At 40.0% G+C, this 12375-nt stretch carries 6 protein-coding genes; 2 read left to right on the top strand and 4 right to left on the bottom strand.

Annotation, left to right across the window (positions count from 1 at the left end):
* Positions 1-4: 4 nt before the first annotated feature.
* On the bottom strand, positions 5-1639 hold the full coding sequence (locus AB5217_RS17310) for a RagB/SusD family nutrient uptake outer membrane protein (RefSeq protein WP_368112878.1): 1635 nt from the start codon (positions 1637-1639) through the stop codon (positions 5-7).
* Positions 1640-1659: 20 nt separating this feature from the next.
* On the bottom strand, positions 1660-4620 hold the full coding sequence (locus AB5217_RS17305) for a SusC/RagA family TonB-linked outer membrane protein (RefSeq protein WP_368112877.1): 2961 nt from the start codon (positions 4618-4620) through the stop codon (positions 1660-1662).
* Positions 4621-4986: 366 nt separating this feature from the next.
* Between AB5217_RS17305 and AB5217_RS17300 the strand changes: the two genes are divergently transcribed.
* On the top strand, positions 4987-8934 hold the full coding sequence (locus AB5217_RS17300) for a two-component regulator propeller domain-containing protein (RefSeq protein ID WP_368117373.1): 3948 nt from the start codon (positions 4987-4989) through the stop codon (positions 8932-8934).
* 187 nt (positions 8935-9121) lie between these two features.
* Positions 9122-9829, top strand: coding sequence for a hypothetical protein (locus AB5217_RS17295; protein ID WP_004302474.1), 708 nt, complete (start codon positions 9122-9124; stop codon positions 9827-9829).
* 109 nt (positions 9830-9938) lie between these two features.
* Here the strand turns inward: AB5217_RS17295 and ahpF are convergent, their stop codons facing one another.
* Both ahpF and ahpC read right to left on the bottom strand, forming a co-directional pair.
* Positions 9939-11489, bottom strand: a complete 1551-nt coding sequence (gene ahpF, locus AB5217_RS17290; RefSeq protein WP_368112824.1) for an alkyl hydroperoxide reductase subunit F — start codon at positions 11487-11489, stop codon at positions 9939-9941.
* 147 nt (positions 11490-11636) lie between these two features.
* Positions 11637-12203: an alkyl hydroperoxide reductase subunit C gene (ahpC, locus tag AB5217_RS17285; protein ID WP_004307892.1), complete on the bottom strand. Its 567-nt coding sequence runs from the start codon at positions 12201-12203 to the stop codon at positions 11637-11639.
* Between the last annotated feature and the right edge of the window lie 172 nt (positions 12204-12375).

Here is a 12375-nt window from a genome sequence, read left to right as displayed (position 1 = left end):
TCATTCAGTTCTTCAAATTCGGATTAATAGACGAATCTACAAAAGGACGGGGAAGATACATCTTACTGTCATTCCACGTACCTGATACGGAAACAGCTTCTTTCCTGAAGACTCCGGGAGCCACTTCAATCTCCGGATTTAATTTTCTGTATTCAAAATGATCTTTAATGCGATTCATGCGAAACATATCCCTCGCTCTAGTGGCAATATTTCCCCAATAATATCCGGCTATTTCCCAACCATGTTCATTATAGGCAGCTTCTGCCAGTTCATCATACGACATGGTTGTCTTATAGATATCCCGGTCTGCAACAACAGATCCATTGGCACGATTACGTACCTCATTCAATAAGTTGACAGCTTCCGTGATACTACCTGTTTTGGAACGACCTACAGCTTCGGCATACCAGCAATATACTTCTGCCAAGCGAATAATCTGATGCGTCTTTTCTCCATTCTGATTCATCGAAATCTTCGGATTCGTATAATCGAATTCTTCTCCAGTGGTCGTTTCTACTTTCTTCATGAAACAGGGAGCAACAACCACACGCGGCGCTTCCGGATTGGGGTCTTCCCACCAATCACGCAACTTCGTTTCATTCTTCAATATGATTTTCGGGAAATAAGATGCATCTTTGCGTGAGCCTTCCGGGAAATCATACCAGAATTTAATTTCTCCGTTCGTATCTCCCCATCCACCGCCACCATAAGCATAGTCTGCCAGGAAATCAGCTAAAGGGGCATTGGTAAGTGCATCTATTCCTAAATTATAATAAACACCAAGCAACACTTCAGGATTATTCTTATTATACTCCATCGAATATACTTGCTTGTAATCAGGTAATAGCTTGTAGTAGTAAGTACCTTTCTTCGAAGCATCGATTACTTCTTTTGCCTTTGCAGCGGCTAGTTGATAATATTCTGTTCCCTTGTTCAACGGCCATCCTGCCATTGCCATATACACATAAGCCAATGTTGCTTTTACAGCTCCTTGACTAACAGCAATGTTTACCCCATTTCTTGCGTAGGGTTCTTTAGTATAATTAGCAGGAACCATTGTTTCTGCCTTTTTCAGATCAGATATAATCAGCTCGTAAATTTCAGGAACGGTTGCCAATGGCATGTTGTAATTGATTTCATCTTTCACAACCATAGGTACCTCTCCCCAAGCCATTACAAAGTAAAAATAAGAATAGGCACGCCAATAATAAGCTTGTCCAATGGCTGCATCTTTCTCTTCCTGGCTCACCTCCGGAGTTCGTCCGGCATTATCTATAATGAAATTAGCAGCTTTTACTAATCTCCAACGAGCTCCCCACAATTCAGTCACCCAAGTGTTATTGTCCGAAACATTATAAGTATCTACCTCACGCAACCCCTGTTTATTAGCTGCAGGGTGTGTAGAAATATCATCACCCATCACTGATTCGAAACCTGCCCAAATATTTGCATACATATCACTCGCAACTTTGGAATACATTCCATTCAGAGCCAAGTCCAGATCACCTTTTGAATTGAAGAAATTAGTTACCGCCAACTGCCCTTTAGGATCTTCTGTCAGTAAATCCTGGCAAGACACCATCCAAAGTGCGATCAATGCTAGTCCGACAGATTTGAATAGTCTATATATTGTTTTCATATCCATGTATAGTTAAAAGATTAAAAGTTAAGTTTCATACCAAAAGTGAATGTTCTTGGAACAGGATAAGATCCCATATCCACACCATTAAAGCCATAATCGGATTCACTGTACACTTCTGGGTCCATACCTGTGTATTTCGTTAATGTAAACAGGTTTTGAGCACTGACCGACAGTTGAATATCGGCTACTTTCGTTATCTTCTTAGGAATATTATACGTAAGGCTTATATTTTTCAGTTTCACAAATGATGCATCTTCAAGCCAGAAATCGGAATCAGGATAGTTTCTATTATCTGAATTTTTATGACTTGCATACACAGCATCTGCTTTATTGGCTACTTTATCCCAACTTTTGTAATAAGCATCAGATAAAGAGATGAAACGATATACACCTGTCATAGATCCCATCGCATAGCGGCTTACATTCAGTCTATCTTGTCCTAATGCAGCATTGATAAAGAGATTGAGCGTCCAATTTTTCCAAGTAAATGTATTATTCCATCCGAAAGTCCAATTAGGCTCGGCCTGCCCTTTAGTAACCAGATCGTCAGCACCCGGATTGGTTGTCAAACTTCCATTAGATTGATGTTTATACAAGTTGGCGCCCTGATCATTAAAGTTTGCCCATTCATAAAGATAGAAAGAGCCAATCGGATACCCTACTTTTTTAATTTGAATGGGACCACCGCCAATACTTGTATAATTCTCCCCAACGATAAAATCACTACCTGCCAGATCGATTATCTTATTCTTTAAATAAGATGCATTCAGCGATGTTTCCCAACCAAATATATCTTTGTCTGTCAAAGGAGTTGCTGTGATGGTGAATTCAACACCAGAGTTTCTAACCTCACCTTGGTTGACCCAGAAAGAGCCACCTCCGTTATACTGAGGAGCAGGTTTGCGAAGCAACAGGTCCTTAGTATCCTTTCGGAACCATTCGGCTGTAAAACTCAAGCGACCGTCTAAAACACTGGCGTCCAAACCTATGTTATACTGATAGGTGCTTTCCCAAGTTACATCTGGCGTAGCGAGATTTCCAGTCCAATAACCGGTATGGATTGCATCGCTACCATAACCGTCATAATTCGTAGGAGCCAACATACCTAATGTTGTGTAAGCACCGATACTTTGATTACCAACAACACCAAAACTGGCTCTTAGTTTCAATTGCTGGACAATGTTTTGTTTGCTCATAAAGTTTTCTTTAGCAACATCCCAAGCAACAGCTGCTGACGGAAAATATCCCCATTTATTCTTCTTCTGAAACTTAGATGAACCGTCGGCACGGAAAGTACCTGTCAGCATATACTTCCCTTTGTAATTGTACATAATTCGACCAAGCCCGGACACAATAGCTTCTGCGGAATAGCCATTTTCTCCATCGCGTGTCTTTGCATTTTTTGCATTCCAATAACCAACAAATTCATTGGCTAAATCACTACCGGTCAGTTTTAGATTTCTGCCTTCGGCACCACTTGCTTCAAATACAGCGGTTGCAGTCAAATGATGATCGCCGAAACTTGTATTATAAGTCACATTATTGGTATTCTGCCAGAATAGATTCATCCTGCTCGCATTTTCCATACCACTAATTTGTCCGGGTTTTGCTAACGACGAGGTGAAAGAGTAACTCGGAACATGAGAGTAATTAGCAGCACCCTGTACAGACAATGTCAACCCTTTCATTATTTTGAAAGTCAAATCCATATTAGTATTCAAAGCATACACATATGAATCGTCATAATTTGCCACACGGGCACCATAAGGGTTTCCGTTTACTGAATTATAAGGGTCCATATTATAAACGCCCGTCACCGGATCTTTCATTTCCATCGTAGGAGAATAGTTCAGAAAGTTCATAATGTCAATGCCCCCATTGTGACTGTGAGTACGTGAAGCATTAATTTTGGTAGAAAGTGTCAACCACTTAGTGAGTTCATTATCCAAATTTATCCGCAACTGTGCACGTTGATACTTGGTCGTGATGGTCATGGCTGTCATATTCAATACATTGGCTGAAATAAGATACTTATTTTTAGCCGTTCCACCCGAAATACCTAATTTATAATCTTGGCTAATACCGGTCTGCAACATCAAATTCTGCCAGTCAATGCCTTTGGAACCATTCTTATAGGCTTCCATCTCATCATCTGCAAATGAGATACCATTATACTCCTTCAATGCAGTCGCATATTCATAAGCATTCAGTAAGTCATATTTTTTAAGGATGTTCGATACACCTATAGCCACATCTGCATAAATCTGCACTTTACCTTCCACCCCTTTTTTAGTAGTTACCAACACCACACCATTAGCGCCGCGTGAGCCATAAATAGCTGTTGCCGAAGCATCTTTCAGAACTTCAATAGATTGAATGTCGGCTGGATTTACATCCAGTCCACCAGACATAATACCATCGATGACATACAGGGGGTCATTGCTGGTATTAAGAGAAGTGGTACCACGAACACGAACTTTAACTGTACCACCAGGTAAACCATTTACGCTCGTCACTGCCACACCTGCAGTACGTCCTTGCAGAATATCTTCCACCCGCTTTACCGGCTGATCCTTAAATTGTTTGGAAGAAACAGAAGCCACAGCACCGGTTATATCTGATTTTTTCACTACACCATATCCGATGACCACTACCTCACTCAATTGGTTCTGATCCTCCTGCATTGTAATCTTCAAACTGGTATTCGTTCCCAGTTTAACCTCTTTAGTCACGTATCCGATATAAGAAAACAATAGTGTAGACCCAACAGGAGCACTAATCGAGAATTTTCCGGAAAGATCCGTTACGGTACCTGTTTGTGCGTCTTTAAGGGTTACGTTGACACCGATGACAGGTTCATTGCTGTCAGCATCCGTAACAGTACCCGAATACTGCTTTGCAACCTGTGCATAAGTAGATGTAACTGCTGCAAAAAGAAATAGTAGCAAGCAGCCAAGCGTTTTTCTTAGATTATCCATATACTTTTCATTTAGTTAGAATATAATGATATTAGATTTTTAGGAATTTTAGATACAAGTCAAGGCATTTAAAATGTTCCCAACATTACTCCGCCTCTTCATTCTACAGTTTTAGGATGTATCCATAGTAAATAGTCTTTTTTTAAGGTTTAATACGTTTCGTATTTAGTGTTAACTGTGCAAATATAGGGGCAAAGCATGGAAATAGAGATCAAATAACATCCATAATTAGTCCGCTACTGTTCAAAAGGATCATTCTGAATATCCTTTCTAGCTATCTAATGAGCTTTGTGGACAAAAGAAGATGAAATCTATTGTACAGTTTCATAACTTCTTTTATATTTGCTCTATCAAAAGAACATAACTATGTCAAAAGCACACGTACTAAAGAGGTATTCTTTTCTAATCTGGATATTATTCTTTGTTCTTTCTACCAAGGCTGAACAACAAGACTACTACTTCAGACAAATTTCTTTGGAACAGGGATTGTCACAATCAAGAGTGCAGTGCATTTACAGAGATCATCAAGGAGTCATATGGATAGGTACCAAATGGGGATTAAATAGTTATGACCAATCTGAACTGAAAAGTTATTTTCATGACCGGGAGCAGCCCAACTCATTGCCCGACAATTTCATTCGTTTTATTACAGAGGATCGTTTAGGCGATTTATACGTTTCTACCAATAAAGGAATTGCCATCTACAATAAAGCAGAAAATCAATTTCAGCCATTGAAATATAACGGGAAGCCATTTAACGCTTGGTCTTATCTTCAAATAGGTGACAATTTCCTGTTTGGAGGAGAAGAAACTTTATACCAATACAATCTGACGGATAAAAGTATTACGACGATCTTCCCCGACATCGATGGAGACAAGTTAAAATGTATCAATCGCATTTTTCAGTGGAGTCCCGATGTGCTGATAACCAGCAGTAAAAAAGACGGGCTTTGGATGTACGACTTGACAAAAAAGAAAATGTATCGATGTCCATTTGTAAAAGAGCGCGAGATAAACACCATATTTGTTGACTCTCAAAACCGGCTTTGGGTATCATTCTATGGCAAAGGAATAGCCTGCTACTCGAAAGAGGGGAAAAGGCTTTTCAGTTTATCCACCAAAAATTCCGGGCTCAACAACGATATCATTTTTGATTTTCTTGAAAAAGACAACCAACTTTGGATAGCTACTGACGGAGGAGGTATCAACATACTTGACTTCCAGACTATGAAGTTCTCTCATCTTAAACATATTTCCGATGATGAACAATCCTTGCCGAATAACTCTATCTACCGGCTGTATAAAGATCAGATGGACAATATATGGATAGGCAGTATACACGGAGGATTATTCGCCATTAAGAAAGTGTTCATCAAAACCTATAAAGATGTTCCACTGAACAATCTCAATGGAATTAGCGAACGTACCGTGGTTAGCATCTTTGAAGATAAGGATACATTGCTTTGGATTGGAACAGACGGAGGAGGTATCAACTCATTTGACCAAAAAACGAATACATTTCATCATTACCCTACTACATACGGGGAGAAAGTTACCTCTATCACAGATTTTTCTGAAAATGAGCTCTTATTATCATGTTTTAATAAAGGGGTCTTTACCTTCAATAAGAGAACCGCACAGATGCAACCTTTTCCCATTATCAATGACTCTATTTCGAAAAGAGAATTTTCATCCGGTGATTTGGTAAATCTATATGCTACAAAAGATAATATTTACATATTAGGAGCAAAAGTCTATATCTACAACAAGCATACCCGGCAAACATCTATTCTCTACGCACCCCAAATAGACATTCAACGCCAAATAGCTATGCAGGCAATTTATTCCGACGATACGCATCTGTATCTAATGGGAACCAATAACCTGTTTAAACTAAACTTCAAAACTAACGAACTGTCCTCATTGGTCAATATGAAAGAGGGAGATGATTTCACATCGGCCTGCCGGGATGATAAAGGTAACTTCTGGATAGGAAGTAATTTCGGACTGCTCTTCTATAATAAACAGACTGGAAAAACAGAAAAAATACATACCAACTTGTTCAACAGTGTATCCAGCCTTGCCTATGATAAAAAAGGAAAAGTCTGGATAGGAGCGCAGAACATGTTCTTTGCGTATATTATCAACGAAAAACGTTTTGTTATCCTGGACGAATCCGATGGAGTTCCTTCCAACGAATTGATATTTACCCCTATTCCTGCTCTTCGTACTCCCAATCTGTATATGGGAGGTACTATGGGACTGGTACGCATTAATACGGATATTATTTTCGAAAGTAATTCGTCTCCTATTCTCAAGCTACTTGAAGTAAAACTGAATGGTAAATCAACTCTGAAACAGGTTAATAATAACTGTATTTCGATTCCTTGGAATCATTCATCGTTCAACATTAAAGTGATTGCTGACGAAAAGAACTCCTTCCGAAAACACCTTTTCCGGTATGTCATCACAGGAAAAGACAAAATGGTGATCGAGAGTTATCTCCAGACACTCGAATTGGGTACATTAGCATCAGGAGAATATACCATCAGCGTATCCTGCGACACCTCCAACGGTGAATGGAGCCAGCCGATAGAGATCTTAACTATTATAGTCTCACCTCCTTGGTGGAAATCTATCTGGTTTATTATACTATGCATTTTCTTTGCATTTTTAGTGGCAGGAGTGGTCTTCTTTAGTTTGATAAGAAAAAAAGAAAATCGGCTGAAACGTGAGATGCGGGAACATGAGAAGAAGATATATGAAGAGAAAATACGCTTCTTAATCAATATCAGCCATGAACTACGCACCCCTTTGACACTCATCTATGCTTCCCTGAAACGAATTCTAAATAAAGAGGTGAAGCAAGACGAGCTACCGGAATATCTACAGGGGGCATTCAAACAGGCGAATCAGATGAAAGATATTATCAACATTGTGCTTGATGCACGCAAAATGGAGGTAGGACAGGAAGTGCTACACATCTCTTCGCATCCTTTACACAAGTGGATACAGGAAGTGGCAGAAACATTTCAAACTGCATCGAAGGCCAAAGAAATTGAAATTACATACGACTTTGACGACAGTATACAATCTATCGCGTATGATGACACTAAATGCAAAGTTGTTCTTTCCAATCTGATTATGAATGCTTTGAAATATAGTCCTAATCAGACTCGTATTGTTATAAAAACCATCCGTACAAATGAAAGTATACAAGTACACGTACAAGACCAGGGAATCGGATTGGATAATGTAGATATAAAGAAGCTCTTTACCCGTTTCTACCAAGGCAAACATAATGAGGGAGGAAGTGGTATCGGTTTATCTTATGCTAAAATGTTGATTGACTTACATGGAGGTAGGATGGGCGCTTTCAATAATAAAGACAGAGGGGCCACATTCTTTTATGAAATACCGGCTAATCTACAAGAACAAGAAGTATCATGTCCTCAACATTCCTACCTCAACGAACTTTTAAGTTCTCCGGAAGAAGAAGAGAAAATAGAATCCGGTTCTTTCTCTCTACAAGGATATTCACTGTTGATTGTAGAAGATAAACAGGACTTAAGAGAATTCTTAAAAAATGCTCTTAAGGATAAGTTCAAGAAGATCTATCAAGCAGAAAATGGATTGGTAGCGCTGGAAGTTATTAAGCAACAGCAACCGGACATTATAGTAAGTGATGTAATGATGCCACAAATGAATGGCTATCAGCTATGCAAGGAAATTAAAGAGAATCTGAATATTAGCCATATCCCTGTTATTCTACTTACCGCCAGAGCCGATTCTGAAAGCCAGATGTTAGGGTACAAATTAGGAGCCGATGCCTATTTGCCCAAACCATTTGAAATGGAAATGCTCCTTAGCGTGATCCAGAACCAGATGAGAAATCGTGAATATATTAAATCCAGATACAGGGGCAATCAATTCATTCTGTCTCCGCAAGAGGCCACTTTCAGCAATGCGGATGAACAATTTATGATTAAATTGAATGAAATGATCGATCAGAATCTGTCTCAACCAGATTTGGATGTGAAATTCCTGACTGCTCAAATGGCTATGAGCCGGACATCCTTATATAATAAGGTCAAGGAACTGACCGGCATGGGAGCAAACGATTATATCAATCGTAGAAGAATCGACAAAGCAATCATTCTTTTAACTCAGTCTGGCATGAGCATTACTGAAATATCAGAGCAGGTAGGTTTCACTTATCAACGATATTTCAGTACGTTATTTAAAGAAATGAAAGGAATGACTCCTTCTCAATTCAGAGCACAACATGGTTCCACCCAACAACAATCAGAGTAGATTCAGCACTTTAGTTTATCATTTATATAGAAATTATACTCCCCGGAACAGAGCGATTAGGATTTCCAGTGCAGATTTGGACGTTTCATGATTTGAAATGACTAAAATCTGATGAGTAGAATAAAGCATTCGACTACTTTTGCAGCAAGCAATTGATAGAAAACGAATACACTTAAATTCAATTATTATGAGAAACTACTATTTAACTCTGTTACTAATATGCATTTGCGGCCTTTGCTTTGCACAGCAACAGACCAATGACATCAGTACTAAAAATCCGCCAAACAAAGAATGGAATTTCAACAATCTGGATGGATGGAAATACGGACATCAGGATAACAACCCGGATAATCAATGCATATTAGAGAATGGTTACTTACGGATCTTTACCCGGGCTAACTCGGTGGATCGGAAAAAGGTTCATACTGTAGAACGGATTTATACAACAGGAAGATATACCTGGCGTACTCATATCCCGCAAATGGGAATAGGAGATCAATGTAGCGTGGGTTCGTGGATATACCATGACGACCAACATGAATTGGATTTTGAAGTCGGATATGGTAAAGATACAGTTCGCAAGGAGTTAAATGCAGCTCCGGACGAAATGATTGCTTATATGACATCGCAGGCATATCCTTTTTCTTCCGTTCCTGTAGTAATCAAGACCGGATGGCATCTGTTCGAAATTGATCTGACATTAAAAAACGGGAACTATTACATCACCTGGTTAATAGACAACGAGCCCAAACATGAACTTCAACTGGAATTTGGGAAAGACATTGCATTCCATATTTTTTGCAGTGTAGAGAATCTTAAATTTATTGGAGACCAACCGGCACAGCAGGAAAATTCCGGATTGTTTGATTTCGTCAGATATACATATCATGACTAAATATCAAATAGCCCTCGCTACAAATCTGTAACGAGGGTATTTTTTAGAGGAGTCATTCCTCCTCTTGCTAATGTTATGTTTATGTGCTTTTTATATCTGAATATGTCAATCAGATAATCCCCCTCACTCGGTCATCGAATGCAGAAAGTGCAGCTTTCGCTCCTTCGCCCATAGAGATAATGATTTGCTTATAAGGAACCGTAGAAACATCTCCGGCTGCATAGATACCCGTCACATTCGTACGGCAATGTGCATCAATCATGATTTCGCCCGGACGGTTGGTTTCCACTATGTCGCGGAATACACTGCTATTCGCAGAAAGCCCGATTTGTACAAATACACCATCCAACTCAACCAAACGTTCTTCTTCCGTTTTGCGGTCTTTGATGCGCAGGGCAGTCAGTTTATCACCATTTCCTATCACTTCCGTAGTCTGTGAACTTACAAACACTTCCACATTCGGCAATGATTTAAGTCGCTCTTGAAGTACACTGTCCGCTTTCAACTCATCCATAAATTCAAAAACAGTGACTTTGGAGCAGATACCAGCCAAGTCAATGGCTGCCTCAATGCCGGAGTTTCCTCCACCTACTACTGCTACATGCTTTCCCTTATAAAACGGCCCATCACAATGAGGGCAGAAAGCAATACCACGACCTATATATTCGGCTTCTCCCGGAACATTCAGTTTACGCCAGCTTGCACCAGTTGCAATAATCAGTGCCGGAGCCAGGAATCTCTCGCCAACAGAGGTAGTTACTATCTTTTGCTTTCCAAGTACTTCTACTTTCTCTATTTTACGATGTTCCAATAAATCTACCGGATAACGCAGTAAATGAGTTTTCAAATTATTAGCAAGTTCATTTCCCGTGGTTTCTGGGACAGAAATCAGATTCTCAATGCCGACAGTTTCCTTTACTTGCCCTCCGATGCGTTCGGCTACAATAGCCACACGCAGCCCCTTACGAGCTGAATAAATAGCGGACGATACTCCAGCAGGACCTCCACCAGCTACAATCACATCATACTCTTTCACCTCATTCATCGCTTTGGTATCGTCAATACCATATTGTTCCTCCAGCTTGGCGAGCAGCTCACTGAATTCGCCACGACCTACATGAAGCAGCTTTCCATCGGCAAATACAGAAGGTACTCCCTGTATCTTCAATGCATCTACTTCATCCTGATAAAGTGCGCCGTCTACCATTTCGTGAGTAATGGCAGGATTCAGCGTTGTCATTGCATTGAGAGCCTGTACCACGTCAGGACAATTCGTGCAAGTCAGTGAGACGTAAGTAACTAAGTGTATAGGACCTTTCAGTGCTTTCACACGGTTACAAACAGCCTCATCGGGAAAGTTCTTCCCTTTACCATCCAGATTGAGGATAGCAAGCAGCAAAGAAGTAAATTCGTGTCCGTTCGGAATACCGCGGAAAGTAATTCCTGTGGCGTTACCATTCTTTAATAAAGTAAATTTCAGCCCGTTTCCTTCATTCACCGAATAAGTGATATGATCGGAACAGTCTGCCACATCTCCCAAAAGTTCCAGCAGTTCAGCACGATTCTCATGACTGGACGATACGGATATATCAAAAGCGAAATTTGCCTCCAGTCCGGCAAAGATACCCTTCAGTTGTTCTTTTAATGCAGATTCTAACATACTTTTTCTCCTTTATTGTTTCTTCTCTCGCTTATTCTTTTCTCTCTCTTTTTTCTCTTCATTACTTGTACTCTCTCTCCACTGCTTAAAAAAGGCCGGCAGCGTTTCCCGTTACCGGCCTTTCGTCATCACCATTATCAAGATCTATCAAATCTTACCTACCAGGTCAATACTTGGTTTCAGGGTAGACTCACCCTTCTTCCATTTAGCCGGGCAAACTTCTCCGTCATGGCTGGCTACAAACTGTGCAGCTTCCACTTTACGAAGCAATTCACTTGCATCACGGCCAATATTGTTATCATTCAGTTCCACCACTTTAATCTTTCCTTCCGGATTGACAACGAATGTACCGCGATAAGCCATACCCTCTTCTTCGATATATACACCCAGTGCACGGCTCAAAGCGCCAGTCGGGTCTGCCAACATCGGATATTGAATCTTGCGAATACTTTCAGAAGCATCATGCCAAGCTTTGTGCACGAAATGAGAGTCAGTACTTACCGAATAGATCTCTACACCCATCGCCTTGAACTGATCGTACTTTTCAGCCATATCCACCAATTCAGTAGGACATACGAAAGTAAAGTCAGCAGGATAGAAGAAAAGAATCGCCCATTTACCTTTCAGGTCATTGTTGGTTACAGTCTTGAAAGCTCCGTTGTGAAAAGCCTGAACGCTGAATTCAGGAAGTTGAGAATTTAAAATTGGTTCCATAATCTTTATTGCTTTTATTGTTATTAATTGATTTGACTTATAACATCAGAAACAACGTTTTGTTTTTTGTTTCTGATGCAAAGATAAAGGCAGAAACCCCGCCTTTGCAAAAAAAGCCCAATCGAATATTTCTATGCGGTGATAGATGAAATTAATAAAAGCATTTTATACC

The sequence above is a fragment of the Bacteroides sp. MSSM.1001136sp1_RTP21357st2_D2_RTP21359_211015 genome (assembly GCF_040913205.1).
In the GTDB taxonomy this organism is placed as follows: Bacteria; Bacteroidota; Bacteroidia; order Bacteroidales; family Bacteroidaceae; genus Bacteroides; species Bacteroides ovatus.
This window is presented reverse-complemented; position numbering and strand designations above follow the sequence as displayed.

Bases quoted from the DNA above. Each gene is read 5' to 3' on its own strand.
- AB5217_RS17310 (WP_368112878.1), bottom strand. From the start codon at position 1,639: ATGAAAACAATATATAGACTATTCAAATCTGTCGGACTAGCATTGATC.
- AB5217_RS17305 (WP_368112877.1), bottom strand. From the start codon at position 4,620: ATGGATAATCTAAGAAAAACGCTTGGCTGCTTGCTACTATTTCTTTTT.
- AB5217_RS17300 (WP_368117373.1), top strand. From the start codon at position 4,987: ATGTCAAAAGCACACGTACTAAAGAGGTATTCTTTTCTAATCTGGATA.
- AB5217_RS17295 (WP_004302474.1), top strand. From the start codon at position 9,122: ATGAGAAACTACTATTTAACTCTGTTACTAATATGCATTTGCGGCCTT.
- ahpF (WP_368112824.1), bottom strand. From the start codon at position 11,489: ATGTTAGAATCTGCATTAAAAGAACAACTGAAGGGTATCTTTGCCGGA.
- ahpC (WP_004307892.1), bottom strand. From the start codon at position 12,203: ATGGAACCAATTTTAAATTCTCAACTTCCTGAATTCAGCGTTCAGGCT.